16 protein-coding genes are annotated in these 13,422 nt (G+C 68.6%); 8 read left to right on the forward strand and 8 right to left on the reverse strand.

Annotation, left to right across the window (positions count from 1 at the left end; all coding sequences use genetic code 11):
* Window positions 1-46 precede the first annotated feature (46 nt).
* Window positions 47-682, forward strand: a complete 636-nt coding sequence (locus tag LZ009_RS15810) for a hypothetical protein (RefSeq protein WP_275698907.1) — start codon at window positions 47-49, stop codon at window positions 680-682.
* 10 nt (window positions 683-692) lie between these two features.
* Here LZ009_RS15810 and purF read toward each other — a convergent pair whose 3' ends face one another.
* From purF to folC, 4 genes are read right to left on the reverse strand one after another with little or no spacing between them, the layout of a single operon-like run.
* A complete protein-coding gene (gene purF, locus LZ009_RS15815; protein ID WP_275698908.1) occupies window positions 693-2,201 on the reverse strand; it encodes an amidophosphoribosyltransferase in 1,509 nt (502 codons plus the stop codon).
* Window positions 2,202-2,214: 13 nt separating this feature from the next.
* Entirely contained in the window at window positions 2,215-2,703 is a 489-nt protein-coding gene (locus LZ009_RS15820; protein ID WP_275698909.1) for a CvpA family protein, read from the reverse strand.
* Window positions 2,704-3,426 (reverse strand): SPOR domain-containing protein, encoded by a 723-nt coding sequence (locus LZ009_RS15825; RefSeq protein WP_275698910.1) that lies wholly within the window; start codon window positions 3,424-3,426, stop codon window positions 2,704-2,706. It abuts the gene before it with no gap.
* Window positions 3,427-3,439: 13 nt separating this feature from the next.
* A complete protein-coding gene (folC, locus tag LZ009_RS15830) occupies window positions 3,440-4,726 on the reverse strand; it encodes a bifunctional tetrahydrofolate synthase/dihydrofolate synthase (protein ID WP_275698911.1) in 1,287 nt (428 codons plus the stop codon).
* A 32-nt stretch (window positions 4,727-4,758) separates the two neighbouring features.
* Here folC and LZ009_RS15835 point away from each other — a divergent pair, with 32 nt between their 5' ends.
* Together LZ009_RS15835 and LZ009_RS15840 are read left to right on the forward strand one after the other, a co-directional pair.
* Window positions 4,759-5,115, forward strand: a complete 357-nt coding sequence (locus LZ009_RS15835; RefSeq protein ID WP_275698912.1) for an ArsC family reductase — start codon at window positions 4,759-4,761, stop codon at window positions 5,113-5,115.
* Window positions 5,116-5,210: 95 nt separating this feature from the next.
* Window positions 5,211-5,945, forward strand: a complete 735-nt coding sequence (locus LZ009_RS15840) for a glycine zipper 2TM domain-containing protein (RefSeq protein WP_275698913.1) — start codon at window positions 5,211-5,213, stop codon at window positions 5,943-5,945.
* A gap of 82 nt (window positions 5,946-6,027) precedes the next feature.
* Here the strand turns inward: LZ009_RS15840 and LZ009_RS15845 are convergent, their stop codons facing one another.
* Both LZ009_RS15845 and LZ009_RS15850 read right to left on the reverse strand, forming a co-directional pair.
* The gene (locus LZ009_RS15845) at window positions 6,028-6,795 is read right to left on the reverse strand and encodes an anti-sigma factor (protein ID WP_275698914.1); all 768 of its coding nucleotides are present in this window, start codon (window positions 6,793-6,795) and stop codon (window positions 6,028-6,030) included.
* Between the two features lie 10 nt (window positions 6,796-6,805).
* Window positions 6,806-7,408 carry an RNA polymerase sigma factor gene (locus tag LZ009_RS15850; RefSeq protein WP_275698915.1) on the reverse strand — a complete coding sequence of 201 codons (603 nt, stop codon included), beginning with the start codon at window positions 7,406-7,408 and terminating at the stop codon, window positions 6,806-6,808.
* Between the two features lie 109 nt (window positions 7,409-7,517).
* Here LZ009_RS15850 and ppnP point away from each other — a divergent pair, with 109 nt between their 5' ends.
* The 3 genes from ppnP to LZ009_RS15865 all read left to right on the forward strand — a co-directional run bounded on the left by ppnP (window position 7,518) and on the right by LZ009_RS15865 (window position 10,361).
* Window positions 7,518-7,835 carry a pyrimidine/purine nucleoside phosphorylase gene (gene ppnP, locus LZ009_RS15855; RefSeq protein ID WP_275698916.1) on the forward strand — a complete coding sequence of 106 codons (318 nt, stop codon included), beginning with the start codon at window positions 7,518-7,520 and terminating at the stop codon, window positions 7,833-7,835.
* Between the two features lie 10 nt (window positions 7,836-7,845).
* Window positions 7,846-9,171 carry an argininosuccinate synthase gene (argG, locus tag LZ009_RS15860; protein ID WP_275698917.1) on the forward strand — a complete coding sequence of 442 codons (1,326 nt, stop codon included), beginning with the start codon at window positions 7,846-7,848 and terminating at the stop codon, window positions 9,169-9,171.
* 149 nt (window positions 9,172-9,320) lie between these two features.
* On the forward strand, window positions 9,321-10,361 hold the full coding sequence (locus tag LZ009_RS15865; RefSeq protein ID WP_275698918.1) for an alpha/beta hydrolase: 1,041 nt from the start codon (window positions 9,321-9,323) through the stop codon (window positions 10,359-10,361).
* A gap of 6 nt (window positions 10,362-10,367) precedes the next feature.
* On the opposite strand, the gene LZ009_RS15870 is transcribed toward LZ009_RS15865, so the two are convergent.
* Window positions 10,368-11,201: a glycine-rich domain-containing protein gene (locus LZ009_RS15870; protein ID WP_275698919.1), complete on the reverse strand. Its 834-nt coding sequence runs from the start codon at window positions 11,199-11,201 to the stop codon at window positions 10,368-10,370.
* Window positions 11,198-12,238, reverse strand: a complete 1,041-nt coding sequence (gene murB / locus LZ009_RS15875) for a UDP-N-acetylmuramate dehydrogenase (RefSeq protein WP_275698920.1) — start codon at window positions 12,236-12,238, stop codon at window positions 11,198-11,200. The genes LZ009_RS15870 and murB overlap by 4 nt, the downstream gene beginning before the upstream one ends.
* 52 nt (window positions 12,239-12,290) lie before the next feature.
* Between murB and LZ009_RS15880 the strand changes: the two genes are divergently transcribed.
* On the forward strand, window positions 12,291-12,782 hold the full coding sequence (locus LZ009_RS15880) for a YajQ family cyclic di-GMP-binding protein (protein ID WP_275698921.1): 492 nt from the start codon (window positions 12,291-12,293) through the stop codon (window positions 12,780-12,782).
* A 2-nt stretch (window positions 12,783-12,784) separates the two neighbouring features.
* Window positions 12,785-13,417, forward strand: a complete 633-nt coding sequence (locus LZ009_RS15885; RefSeq protein ID WP_275698922.1) for a retropepsin-like aspartic protease family protein — start codon at window positions 12,785-12,787, stop codon at window positions 13,415-13,417.
* Window positions 13,418-13,422 lie beyond the last annotated feature (5 nt).

Here is a 13,422-nt window from a genome sequence, read left to right on the forward strand (position 1 = left end):
CGCCCGGCCCGGCGCGGCGCTGCGCCACAATGGGCCCAACCTCCCGATGAAGCGCCCCCTCCTTTCGCTTGCCGTGATCCTGGCCGCGTGCCTCGCCGCAGTCCTGGGGTATCGCCTGGGGCCGGGCCGCCCGCCGAGCGAGCAGAAGGTGGAGTTGCTGGACCCCGCGCGGATCGAGGTGGTGCGCACGCCCGGAGGATTCCTCCAGGTGAGCGAACTGCGCAAGACGGAGGAATTCGGCTGGCAGACCGCGTGGGACTGTCCGCTGGTGGACTGCAGCATGCTGCCCAAGACGGTTTCGCGCGTCCGCGTGCCGGCGCACTACGTCTACCGCATTCCGCTGGCGGAGGAATGGCGGCTGCTGCCGGCCGGCGACCACTACCGGCTCACCGTGCCGCCGCTGCAACTGCAACGACCGGTGGCCTTCGATACCGATCGCATGGAGATCGTCACGTCCGAGCAAAGCGTGCTGTCGCCGGCGCCGGCGGCCAACCGCGAAAATGCCATCCGCCACCTGGGGCCGGAACTCGCGCTGCGCGGCGAGAGCCTCCCCTACCGGCAGGCGCAGTTCGCGAGCGCGCAGGAGACCGTGCGGGAGTTCGCCCGCAAGTGGATGGCGCAGCAGGGCAAGGCGCTGCAGCGGCCAGTGGAAGTGGTCTTCGACGGGCCGGCGCCGCAATAGCGCGCCCGGGTCAGGCTTCCTGCGCGTTGGGAATGGCCAGGCGCGTCGTGTTTTCTTCCAGCGGGTCTTCCTGCCCGATGCGCGCCTCGTTGATGCGCGAGATGTCCTCGGGGTTGATGTCGCCGGTGACGTAGACACCGTCGAAGCAGGACGCGTCGAAGCCGTCGATCGCGGGGTTGAGCGAGCCGATGGCCTTCTTCATGCCGTCGACGTCCTGGTAGATCAGCGCGTCGGCGCCGATCAGCTCGCGCACCTCTTCGACAGTGCGGCCGTGGGCGACGAGCTCGGTCGACGTGGGCATGTCGATGCCGTAGACGTTGGGGAAGCGCACCGGCGGCGCGGCGCTGGCCATGTAGACCTTGCGGGCGCCGGCGTCGCGCGCCATCTGCACGATCTCGCGGCTGGTGGTGCCGCGCACGATGGAGTCGTCCACCAGCAGCACGTTGCGGCCCTTGAACTCGCTCTCGATCACGTTGAGCTTCTGCCGCACGCTCTTCTTGCGCACGCCCTGCCCCGGCATGATGAAGGTGCGGCCCACGTAGCGGTTCTTGACGAAGCCCTCGCGGTACGGAAGGCCAAGGAGCTGCGCCAGCTGCATCGCGCTGGGACGGCTGGATTCGGGGATCGGGATCACCACGTCGATCTCGTTGGGCGGCACCGTGGAGATCACGCGCTTGGCCAGGGTCTCGCCCAGGTTCAGGCGGGCCTGGTAGACCGAGATGCCGTCCATGACGGAGTCGGGCCGCGCGAGGTAGACGAATTCGAAAATGCAGGGCGACAGCTGCGGCTTCTCGGCGCACTGGCGCGCATGCACCTGGCCCTTCAGGTCGACGAACACGCACTCGCCCGGCGCCACGGTGCGCTCGAACTTGTGGCCCGTGCCTTCCAGCGTGACCGATTCGCTGGCCACCATCACCGTGCCGTCGGCGCCGCGGCCGATGGAGAGCGGGCGGATGCCGTACGGGTCACGGAAGGCGACCAGGCCGTGGCCGGCGACCAGCGCCACCACCGCGTAGGAGCCGCGCACGCGCTTGTGCACCGCGCCCACGGCGGCAAACACGTCCTGCGGTGTCAGCGGCAGGCCGCGCGTGTTGCGCTCGAGCTCGTGCGCGAACACGTTCACCAGCACCTCGGTGTCGCTTTCGGTGTTGATGTGGCGGTGGTCGGTGGAGAACAGCTCCGCCTTCAGCGCCTGCGCGTTGGTGAGGTTGCCGTTGTGCGCCAGCGTGATGCCGAACGGCGCGTTCACGTAGAAGGGCTGCGCCTCTTCCTCGCTGTAGGCGTTGCCGGCGGTGGGATAGCGCACCTGGCCCAGGCCCGCGGTGCCGGGCAGCGCGCGCATGTTGCGGGTGCGGAACACGTCGCGCACCATGCCCTTGGCCTTGTGCATGAAGACCTTGCGGCCCTGCAGCGTGACGATGCCGGCCGCGTCCTGGCCGCGGTGCTGCAGCAGCAGCAGCGCGTCGTAGATCAGCTGGTTCACCGGGCCCTGGCTGACGACCCCAACGATTCCGCACATAAGTTCGCTTCCTTTACGCCGGCAGGTAGGCACCGAATTTCTCGGGCACCACCGGCTTCAAACCACGCAGGGCCGCGGTTGCGACGCCGCCCGAAACAGATTCCGTCCACCAGTCGGCCGTGCGCCAGCTCGTGAGATGCACCACCACCGCCAGCGCCAGCACGGCCACCGTGCCACGCACCAGGCCGAACACGCCGCCCAGCGCCCGGTCCACCGGACGCAAGCCTACCGCCTCCACCAGCTTCTTCACCAGCCAGGCGACGAGGCCGCCGAGGATGAGCGAAGCGATGAACACCACCACGAAGCCGGCCGCATACCGCAGGGCCTGGCCCGCGCCGCCCATCGGCAGCCACTGCGCGGCCGTTGCGGCGAACCACTGCGCCAGCACGAAGGCCACCAGCCAGTTCAGCACCGAGAGCACTTCGTAGACCAGCCCGCGCAGCAGCCCCAGCAGCACGGAGGCCGCGAGCACGATGATGACGGCCCAGTCGAGCGCTGCCACTTACAAGGTGAGGATGGCGGCCGGCAAATCCAGCCCCTTGATCTTTTCCGCGGCCCGAGTGGCCTCGTCCTTCGAAGCAAACGGACCGGCGCGCACGCGGATGCGCTTGCCGTCCTTGGTCTCGGCGACGTTGGTATAGGTCTTCAGGCCGGCTTTTTCGACCTTCTGGCGCGCTTCGCGCGCCTTGGTCACGTCGGCAAAGGCGCCCACCTGCACCACCCAGCGGGTACCGTTGGCCGCGGCCTCGACGGTCTTGCCGTCCAGCAGGGCGCGGGCCTTGGCCGCTTCATCGGCTTTCGCTTCGGCCTTCGCGTCGGGCTTGGGTTCGGGCTTCGCTTCCGCTTTGGGCTCGGGCTTTTTCTCGACCGGCGCCGGCGCCGTCACAACCTCCGGCTTGGCCTCGGCGACCTTGGCCTCGGCCTTGGACTCCGTGATCACGGGCGCGGGCTCGGTGATCACCTTGCCGGCGGCGACGGGCGCCTGCGGCGGCAGGGGCAGCGGCTTGACCTTGTTGCGGTCGGGAATCTCGATCGGGATGTCCACGGCCACCGGACGCGGCTGCGTGTCGAAGAGCAGCGGGAAGCCGACCACGCCGGCCAGCACCAGCACGACGGCGCCGATCAGGCGGTGCCGCGCGCGCCGGCGCATGGCGTCGATGCTCTCGGCCGGCGTTGCCGCCGCGACCGGTTCGTCGACCTTCTTGCGGTTCTTGAACAAAGCCATGGGTTGGGGGTTGTCAGCCGAGGTGTTTGGCGGCCAGGCGGGGCACGCCCTGCTGCAGGACGCCACCCACCGTGAAGAAGGATCCGAAGACCAGGATTCTATCAGCGGGGTCCGCCAGCTCGACCGCAGCCTGCAGGGCGGCCTGGGGGCTGGCATGGGTGCTGGACGGCACCTCGCGGCGGCCGGGCGTCGCCTGCCAGCGCGCCTGCAAGTCTTTCGCCGACGCCGCGCGCGGGGTCGGCAGGTCGGTGAAGTACCACCGGTCGACCAAGGGGCCGATCTTCGCGAACATCGGCGCCAGGTCCTTGTCGGCCATCGCACCGAAGACGGCGTGCGTGGTCGGATAGAAGCCCATCGCGTCGAGGTTGGCCGTGAGCGCCGCCACCGAATGCGGGTTGTGCGCCACGTCCAGCACCAGCGTCGGCTGCCCGGGGACGATCTGGAAGCGGCCCGGCAACTCCACCATCGCCAGCCCGTTGCGCACGGCCTGCGCCGTCACCGGGATCCGCTGGCGCAGGGTCTGCAGCGCGGCCAGCACGCCCGAGGCGTTGATCAACTGGTTGGCGCCGCGCAGGGCCGGATAGGCCAGGCCCGCGTAGCGGCGGCCGCGGCCGGCCCAGGCCCACTGCTGCTTGTCGCCCGAGAAGTTGTAGTCGCGCCCCAGCAGCCAGAGGTCGGCGCCGAGCGCGTCGGCGTACTGCAGCACGCTGTGCGGCGGAATCGGGTCGCTGACGATGGCCGGCTTGCCGGCGCGCAGGATGCCGGCCTTCTCGCGGCCGATGCTCTCGCGATCCGGCCCCAGCAGCTCGGTGTGGTCCAGGTCGATGCTGGTGATGATGGCGCAGTCGGTGTCGATGGCATTGACCGCGTCGAGCCGGCCGCCCAGCCCCACCTCGAGGATCGCGACATCCAGGTTGCTGGCCGCCATCAGGCCGAGGATGGCCAGGGTGGTGAACTCGAAGTAGGTCAGCGAGGTGTCCTGCCGCGCCGCTTCGACGCGCTCGAAATGCGGCAGCAGGTCGGCCTCCTTCACGATCTCGCCGGCGATGCGGCAGCGTTCCTCGAAGTGCACCAGGTGCGGCGAGGTGTAGACGCCGGTGCGCCAGCCCGCCTGCAGGCAGATCGCTTCGGTCATCGCGCAGGTCGAGCCCTTGCCGTTGGTGCCGGCCACGGTGATCACGGGGCAATCGAAGCGCAGGTTCATGCGTTCGAGCACGGCCCGCACGCGCTCCAGGCCCATGTCGATGGTCTTCGGGTGCAGCCGCTCGCAGTGCGCCAGCCACTCTTCCAGTGTCTTCATGCCCCCTATTGTCCGTGACTAAGATCACACCCATGAGCATCACCGTTTATGGCATCCCGAATTGCGACACCGTGAAAAAAGCACGGGCCTGGCTCGCGAGCGAAGGCATCGCTTACACCTTCCACGATTTCAAGAAGCAAGGCGTGCCGCCGGATCGGCTCGATCACTGGGTCGCCAGCGCCGGCTGGCAGAAGCTGCTCAATCGCCAGGGAACGACCTGGCGCAAGCTCGATCCCGCCGTGCAGTCGGCTGCCGCCGACGCGTCCGGCGCGCGCGCCCTGATGCTGGAGCAGTCCAGCGTGATCAAGCGCCCGGTGGTCGAATGGGATGCGCGAACGGTGACGGTCGGTTTCGACCCTGACGACTGGCGCACACGAAAGGCCGCGTAGCGCTGTCGCTTTTTACCCGGGCTTTACCGTAAAGCCTGGCGACCCTTTGTGGCTCTGCCTAAACTTCCGCCATCGCAGTACAACGGGCTCTCGCCATGAAGCAAACCATTCTCTTCGCCGCCCTGGGCGCAGCCGCCCTGGGAGCGAGCGCGCAGGAAGTCGGCCTCGTCGTTTCCTCGCAACCGATCGTGCAACAGGTCGCGGTGCCGCGCCAGGTGTGCAACAACCAGGTCGTGCAGTACCCGCAGTCGGGCGGCGGCGCCCTGGTCGGCGGTATCGCCGGCGCGGCGCTGGGCAGCGCGGTCGGCGGCGGCGCGGGCCACGCGGCGGCCATGGGCGTGGGCGCCATCCTGGGCGCGGTCGTCGGCAGCAACGTCGAAGCCTCGAACAACACCCGCATGGTGCCGAACTGCATCACCGAGAACACGTACGAGAACCGCACCGTCGGCTACAACGTGACCTACGAATACGCAGGCCGCCAGTACACGACGCAGATGGCCAACGACCCGGGCCGCACCGTGAACCTGAACATCGCCCCGGTCGGCGCGATGGCCGAAGGCAGCGCGAACCTGGCGCAGGGCCAGGTCGTGACGGCGCCGGCGATGCAGGGCCAGCCGCAGGTGATGCAACCCCAGGTGATGCAGCCGCAAGTCATGCAGCCGCAAGTGATGGCGCAGCAGCCGATGATGGCGCCGCCGCCGGTGGTCTATTCCGCCTACCCGTATCCGTACCCGGCGTACCCGGTGTACCCGGTGTACCGCCCGTACTACCCGCCGGTTTCGTTCAGCTTCGGCTACGTGTACCGCGGAGGCGGGCGGCACTGGCGCTGACGCGCCCCGGTGGGGTCGCTGGTCGCGAATCCACCCTCCGCGAATCCGTGCAGACGGCCTCCCTCGGGAGGCCGTTTCACTTTCAGATCGGCGTCTGGATCACCGCGCCCTTCCACAGCACCGGCCCCGCCGCCGGGCTGCCGGCGGGCACCCCGCCCTTGGCCTCCAGGGTGATGGCCAGCGCGCTCGATGCGCCCATCACCTGCTCGGCGGCCGTCATGCGCAGCACGGGCTGTTCGCCCAGCACGCCCAGCGAGCGCGGAGCCCCGCCATCGGGGATCGCCCACAGCTGCAGCGACTTGTCCGGACCTTCCTGGTACCCGCCCACGCGCTTGAGCATCAGCGTGTTGCGGCGGGGGTCGAAGGTGGCCAGCATCGCCGGCGCCGCCTTGTCGTCGGTGAGCACGGCGACATAGCGCACGTCGGGCTGCGCCGCCAGCTGCGATTGCAGCTGCGCCACGGTGGCTTGCTTGCCTTCGAGCTCGCCCCGCAGGCCGAGCGAGACGGTGACGGCCGCAACGGCGGCAACCCCGGCCACGAGCGCCGCCCCGCGCCACAGGTTGCGGGCGCGCCGCAGCAGGTCGGCCATCGGGTCGGCCGCAGGCACGGCCCGCGGCTCCGCCGCCAGCACGTTGGCGATCTTCTTCCACACCTCGGGGCTGGGCTGCTCGGACTTCTGCAGCTCGGTCATGGACATGAAACGCTCCTGCCATACGCGCGCCGTGACGCGCAGCGTCGGGCTCTGGCGCGCCATGGCCTCGAAGCGGCGCCGCGCCCCGCCGCGCAAGGTGCCCAGGGCGTAGGCCGCGGCGAGGCGGTCGACCAGTTCGGGATTCTGAAGGATGTTCATGGCGCGTCCTTCAGGCAAAGTTGGCCATGCAGCCACGCAACTGGTCCAGCCCGCGCCGGATCCAGGTCTTGACGGTGCCCAGCGGCAGCTTGAGCTGCTGCGCCAGCTCGCTGTGGCTCAGGTCGCGCAGGTAGGCCAGGGCCACCACCTCGCGCTGGCGGCCTTCCATCTTGCGCAGGCACTCGTGCAGCGCCCAGGCCTGTTCGCTCGCCTCGGCGGCGTCCATGGGATCGGCGGCGTCGCCGGCCACGGTCTCCGTCACGGCATCGTCCAGCGTCTGGTGGACGTCGGCCCGTTCGCTGGTGCGGCGGCGCAGGAAGTCCAGCGCGCGGCTGCGCACGATCATGCCCAGCCACGCCAGCGGCGGGCTGAGCGAAGCGCGGTAGTCGCCCGCCGAGCGCCAGACGGTGATGAAGGCCTCCTGGAGCACGTCTTCGGCGAAGTCGCGGTTGCCGGTGACGCGCAAGGCCAGCCCGAACAGGCGGGACGAAGTGCGGTCGTAGAGGTCGCGCAGCGCCCGCTCGCTCTGGCGCTGGCGCTCGGGGTCCGCCAGGCGGGCGCCGACGCCGTCGATCAGCGCAATCAGGTCCTGGTCGGAAGTGGTTGGTGTCATGGGCAGCATTCTGGATGCAGGAGATACGCAGGGCCAGGCCGGCCGGATTCAGTGGCGCCGCCGCCACTCGCCTAAAATTACGGGTTTCCCCCAGCCCCACCCTTATTCCATGAGCACCGAGCAACTCGCCGTCGCCTCCGTCGCGACCAAGGCCAACGTGTATTTCGACGGCAAGTGCGTCAGCCACAGCATCACGCTGGCCGACGGCACGAAGAAGTCGGTGGGGGTGATCCTGCCCGCGTCGCTGACCTTCAAGACCGGCGCCCCGGAAGTCATGGAATGCGTGGGGGGCTCCTGCGAATACAAGCTGGCCGGCTCGACCGAGTGGAAGAAGTCGGGCGCCGGCGAGAAATTCTCCGTGCCGGGCAACTCGAGCTTCGAGATCCGCACGGCCGAGGGCTACCACTACATCTGCCACTTCGGCTGAAGCGAACACCATGAGCACCATCCTCGAGAACCTGCCCCTGGGCCAGAAGGTCGGCATCGCCTTTTCCGGCGGCCTGGACACCAGCGCCGCGCTGCACTGGATGAAGAAGAAGGGCGCGATGCCCTATGCCTACACCGCCAACCTGGGCCAGCCCGACGAGCCGGACTACGACGCGATCCCGCGCAAGGCGATGGAATACGGCGCCGAGAAGGCACGCCTGATCGACTGCCGCAAGCAGCTCGCGCACGAAGGCATCGCCACCCTGCAGTGCGGCGCCTTCCACATCTCCACCGCCGGCATCACCTACTTCAACACCACGCCGCTGGGGCGCGCCGTGACCGGCACGATGCTGGTGGCGGCGATGAAGCAGGACGACGTGCACATCTGGGGCGACGGCAGCACCTTCAAGGGCAACGACATCGAGCGCTTCTACCGCTACGGCCTGCTGACCAACCCCAACCTGAAGATCTACAAGCCCTGGCTGGACCAGGCCTTCATCGACGAACTGGGCGGCCGCGCGGAGATGTCGGCCTTCATGACGGCGGCGGGCTTCGGCTACAAGATGTCCGCCGAGAAGGCCTATTCCACCGACAGCAACATGCTCGGCGCGACCCACGAGGCCAAGGACCTGGAGAACCTCAACTCCGGCATCCGCATCGTGAACCCGATCATGGGCGTGGCCTTCTGGAAGGACGACGTCGTGGTGAAAGCCGAGGAAGTGCGCGTGCGCTTCGAGGAAGGCCAGCCGGTCGCCCTGAACGGCAAGACCTTCGCCGACCCGGTCGAACTGATCCTGGAAGCCAACCGCATCGGCGGCCGCCATGGCCTGGGCATGAGCGACCAGATCGAGAACCGCATCATCGAAGCCAAGAGCCGCGGCATCTACGAGGCTCCGGGCCTGGCGCTGCTGTTCCTGGCGTATGAGCGGCTGGTGACCGGCATCCACAACGAAGACACCATCGAGCAGTACCGCGACAACGGCCGCCGCCTGGGTCGCCTGCTGTACCAGGGCCGCTGGTTCGACCCGCAGGCCATCATGCTGCGCGAGACGGCGCAGCGCTGGGTGGCGCGCGCGGTGACCGGCGAGGTGACCGTCGAACTGCGCCGCGGCAACGACTACTCGATCCTGAACACCGAGTCGCCGAACCTCACCTACGCGCCCGAGCGCCTGTCGATGGAAAAGGTGGAGAACGCCCCCTTCTCGCCCAAGGACCGCATCGGCCAGCTGACCATGCGCAACCTGGACATCACGGACACGCGGGAGAAGCTGGCGGTGTATTCGCGCGCCGGCCTGCTGGTCACGGGCGGGGATACGCCGCTGCCGTCGCTGGAGTAAGTCCAGGTCATCCCCGCGCAGGCGGGGATCCAGGACATTGGAGAAGCGGCCTGCGGGCCGCTTTTTACTTGTTGCAAGCCCTGGGTTCCCGCCTACGCGGGAAGGACGGAAATCGCTATGCTGGGTCGCCCAACAACGGAGGAGACCCCATGCGAATCGCACGCCTGTTCCTTCCTTTCGTCTTTGCCTTCCTGGCCGGCTGCGCCAGCATGCAGTCGCCAGCGTCGATTGCCATGGAGGAGTTCATGGTGCCGTCCGAGCCCGGCATCGACCTCTACGTGCGCAACAAGCACGCCGCCGGCCGCAGCGACTACAGCGGCGACAAGATCGTGCTGTTCGTGCACGGCGCCACCTACCCGGCCGAAACGGCCTTCGACCTGCAGCTCAATGGCTTGTCGTGGATGGACTACATCGTCCGCCACGGCTACGACGTCTACCTGGTCGACGTGCGTGGATACGGGCGCTCCACGCGTCCGCCGCAGATGGACCAACCCGCCGAGCGCAACGAACCGTTTGCCGGCAGTGCCACCGCGGTGAAGGACGTCGCCGCTGCCGTCGATTTCATCCGCAAGCGCCGGGGCGTCGACAAGATCAACCTGCTCGGCTGGTCATGGGGCACCACCATCATGGGCTGGTACACCGCGCAGAACAACGACAAGGTCAACAAGCTGGTGTTGTATGCGCCGCAATGGATCCGCAATACGGCGGCCCTGACCGACAGCGGCGGCAAGATCGGCGCCTACCGGCTGGTCTCCATGGACTCGGCCAAGGCGCGCTGGCTCACCGGCGTCCCCGAAGCCAAGAAAGCCGACCTGATTCCGCCCGGCTGGTTCGAAGCCTGGGCCGCCGCCACGATCGCCACGGATCCCGTGGGCGGCAAGATGAACCCGCCGATGCTGCGCGCGCCCAACGGCGTGGTGCAGGACGGCCGCGACTACTGGGGCGCCGGCAAGGCGGTTTACGATCCGGGACTGATCCGCGTGCCGACCTTCCTGGCCCATGCCGAGTGGGACGCCGACCTTCCGAGCTACATGCTCTACGCCTATTTCGACAAGCTGACCAACGTGCCTTACAAGCGCTACGTCCAGATCGGCGAAGGCACGCACACGGTCATCATGGAAAAGAACCGGATGCAGTTGTTCCGGGCAGTGCAGCAGTTCCTGGACGAGAGGCTGGAGCCAGGGCGCTGAGTGGGGTCAATCCCCACCGCCCCCGCAACCACCCCCGCCGCAACCGCCGTCCCCGCCCCCTCCGCCGTCGCCACCGCCTTCCGCGCTGCCGCCGTCGGACGACACCTCACCACCGAACCCGCCGGCGTCCCCGCTGGCGGAGCCGTCGCCGAAGCTGGTGGCGCAATGGACGGGCGCGCCGTCCGCATCGCGTGCGCCGAACAGCGCCCGGCAGTCGGGCACGTAGTGAAAGCCGTTGGCGATGGCCAGCTTGGTGTCCAGCGCGAACAGCAAGGGCAGGCGCGTCGGCTGGCGCGGGTGGATCGCCTCGTCCTTGCAGGCCCAGTACCAGGCGCGGCGCAGGCCGTCGTTGTGCGCCGCATTCGCGCCCAGCACCTCCGACGGCGTGTGGTGCAGGAAATGCCCCAGCGCCAGCGCGCACCACTCGCGATACGCCTGGGTGTGCAGGATGAACTCGTGCCACATCGCGTCGACCACGCGCGAAGGCATGGCGACGAAGCGCATCCGGCTGCGGTGGCAGGCCAGGAAGAACTGCCGCAGGCCGCGTTCGACCAGCGCGGCGTCCTTCTGCGTGAGCTGGGGATAGGTTTCGCGCAGCTTGCGCTTGAGGAACTGCGGCAGCGGCGCTTCGCGGATCACGCGCTCGCGCCGCCAGCGCAGCCAGCCGCCGAGGGCGAAAGCGGCGATTCCCACCGCGACGACGGCCGGGATCCAGCCGCGAACGCCCCGCATCAGGCCCAGGGCGACGATCACCGGCACGCTCAATAGCAGCACGCCTTGCGCCAGCCGCCCGTGGCGCAGGAGCCCCTGCTGCCAGGCCGCGAGGCTGCCGCCGCTCACACGACGACAGGCTCGGGTTCGAGCCGGATGCCGAAGCGCTCGTAGACGCTGGTCTGGATCGCCCGCGCCAGCGTGACCACTTCGCCGCCGGTGGCGCCGCCGCGGTTCACCAGCACCAGCGCCTGCTTCTCGTACACGCCGGCCTGGCCGACCGACTTGCCCTTCCAGCCGCAGGCGTCGATCAGCCAGCCCGCGGCGAGCTTCATGGTGCCGTCCGGCATCGGGTAGTGCACGATGTTCGGCTCGCGGGCGATGATGTCCTGGCACTGCTCGGGCGTCACCGTGGGGTTCTTGAAGAAGCTGCCGGCATTGCCGATCACGCGCGGATCGGGCAGCTTGGCGCTGCGGATGGCCACCACCCAGTCGTAGATCTGGCGCGCGGTGGGGTTCTCGACCTTCACTTCGGCCATCTTGCGCTGCAGGTCCAGGTAGCCGAGCACCGGCTTCCAGGGCTTGGGCAGGCGCATGCGCACGCGCAGGATCAGCGCCCGGCCGGCCAGGCCGAAGTCGCTGTCGCGCGCCGGCGAGTGCTTGAAGACCGAGTCGCGGTAGCCGAAGGCGCACTGGGAGGCGTCCAGCGTGAAGACCTTGCCGGTCTGCAGGTCGATGGCGTCCAGCGACTCGAAGCGGTCCTGCAGCTCGATGCCGTAGGCGCCGATGTTCTGCACCGGCGAGGCGCCCACCGTGCCGGGGATCAGGGCCAGGTTCTCCAGCCCGCCCAGCCCCTGCTCGATGGTCCAGGTGACGGCCTCGTGCCAGTTCTCGCCGGCGCCGAATTCCACGATGGTGGCCTTGGGCCCGTCCTCCAGGATCCGCCGCCCGGGCACCTCCACCTTGAGCACCACCGGCTTGACGTCGCCGGTCAGCACGATATTGCTGCCGCCGCCCAGCACGAACTTGGGCTCCGGGCCCAGCTCCGGATGAGCCAGGACGGCCTGGACGTCCTCCTCGCCCCGCACCCGCACCAGGGTCCGGGCCTTGGCGACGATGCCAAAGGTGTTGTGCGGCTGCAAAGACGCGTTTTGCTCGACGATCATGGGAGAATTGTGACCGAAGAGAACCCGCCACAGGGGTAGGAGAGGAACCGCAATGCCGTCATTCGATACCGTCTGCGAGCCCAACATGGTGAAGGCCAAGAACGCCGTGGAGAACACCGCCAAGGAAATCGGCACCCGCTTCGATTTCAAGGGCACGGCCGCCGCCATCGAGCTCAAGGAAAAGGAGAAGGAGATCGTCCTGACCGGCGACGCCGACTTCCAGCTGCAGCAGGTGATGGACGTGCTGCTCGGCAAGCTGACCAAGCAGGAGGTCGACGCCCGGTTCCTGGACAAGGGCGAGGTGCAGAAGATCGGCGGCGACAAGGTCAAGCAGGTGCTCAAGATCCGCAGCGGCATCGAGTCGGAGCAGGCCAAGAAGATCCAGCGCCTGATCAAGGACAGCAAGCTGAAGGTGCAGGCGGCGATCCAGGGCGACGCGGTGCGCGTCACCGGCGCCAAGCGCGACGACCTGCAGGCGGCCATGGCGCTGGTGCGCAAGGAAATGGCGGACCTGCCCCTGTCGTTCAACAACTTCCGGGATTGAGCATGAAGCGCATGGTGGCCGCCCTCGTGGCGGCGCTGGCGGGTTGCGCCTTCGCGCAGGTGGCGCTGCAGGGCATGATGGGCAACAAGGCGCTGCTGATCATCGACGGCAGCGCGCCCAAGGCGGTGGCGCCGGGCGAGTCCCACAAGGGCGTGAAGGTCCTGTCGACGCAGGGCGACCAGGCCGTGGTGGAGTTCGACGGCCAGCGGCAGACGCTGCGCGTGGGCGACGCGCCCGGCAGCTTCGGCGGCGGCGGCAGCTCGCGCGGCAGCAAGATCGTGCTCACCGCCGGCAGCGGCGGCCACTTCGTCACGCCGGGCAGCATCAACGGCCGCCAGGTGCAGTTCATGGTGGACACCGGCGCCACCGGCGTGGGCCTGAGCGTCAGCGATGCCGAACGCATCGGCCTCGACTACAAGAAGGGCCAGCCGATCCGCCTCAACACCGCCAACGGCCAGGCCCAGGGCTGGCTGGTGCGCCTGAATTCCATCCGCATCGGCGACGTGGAAGTGTTCGACGTGGAAGCGGCCGTGTCGCCCGGCGGCATGCCTTACGTCCTGCTCGGCAACAGTTACCTCAGCCGCTTCCAGATGCGCCGCGACAACGACCAGCTGGTGCTGGAACGCCGCTTCTGAGCGCC

The sequence above is a fragment of the Ramlibacter paludis genome, from assembly GCF_022012305.1.
In the GTDB taxonomy this organism is placed as follows: domain Bacteria; phylum Pseudomonadota; class Gammaproteobacteria; order Burkholderiales; family Burkholderiaceae_C; genus Ramlibacter; species Ramlibacter paludis.

Excerpts from the sequence above, each read along its gene's own strand:
- purF (WP_275698908.1), bottom strand. The coding sequence starts at position 2,201 with ATGTGCGGAATCGTTGGGGTCGTCAGCCAGGGCCCGGTGAACCAGCTG.
- LZ009_RS15835 (WP_275698912.1), top strand. The coding sequence starts at position 4,759 with ATGAGCATCACCGTTTATGGCATCCCGAATTGCGACACCGTGAAAAAA.
- LZ009_RS15845 (WP_275698914.1), bottom strand. The coding sequence starts at position 6,795 with ATGAACATCCTTCAGAATCCCGAACTGGTCGACCGCCTCGCCGCGGCC.
- LZ009_RS15850 (WP_275698915.1), bottom strand. The coding sequence starts at position 7,408 with ATGACACCAACCACTTCCGACCAGGACCTGATTGCGCTGATCGACGGC.
- folC (WP_275698911.1), bottom strand. The coding sequence starts at position 4,726 with ATGAAGACACTGGAAGAGTGGCTGGCGCACTGCGAGCGGCTGCACCCG.
- LZ009_RS15885 (WP_275698922.1), top strand. The coding sequence starts at position 12,785 with ATGAAGCGCATGGTGGCCGCCCTCGTGGCGGCGCTGGCGGGTTGCGCC.
- LZ009_RS15880 (WP_275698921.1), top strand. The coding sequence starts at position 12,291 with ATGCCGTCATTCGATACCGTCTGCGAGCCCAACATGGTGAAGGCCAAG.
- LZ009_RS15840 (WP_275698913.1), top strand. The coding sequence starts at position 5,211 with ATGAAGCAAACCATTCTCTTCGCCGCCCTGGGCGCAGCCGCCCTGGGA.
- ppnP (WP_275698916.1), top strand. The coding sequence starts at position 7,518 with ATGAGCACCGAGCAACTCGCCGTCGCCTCCGTCGCGACCAAGGCCAAC.
- LZ009_RS15825 (WP_275698910.1), bottom strand. The coding sequence starts at position 3,426 with ATGGCTTTGTTCAAGAACCGCAAGAAGGTCGACGAACCGGTCGCGGCG.
- murB (WP_275698920.1), bottom strand. The coding sequence starts at position 12,238 with ATGATCGTCGAGCAAAACGCGTCTTTGCAGCCGCACAACACCTTTGGC.
- LZ009_RS15810 (WP_275698907.1), top strand. The coding sequence starts at position 47 with ATGAAGCGCCCCCTCCTTTCGCTTGCCGTGATCCTGGCCGCGTGCCTC.
- LZ009_RS15865 (WP_275698918.1), top strand. The coding sequence starts at position 9,321 with ATGCGAATCGCACGCCTGTTCCTTCCTTTCGTCTTTGCCTTCCTGGCC.
- argG (WP_275698917.1), top strand. The coding sequence starts at position 7,846 with ATGAGCACCATCCTCGAGAACCTGCCCCTGGGCCAGAAGGTCGGCATC.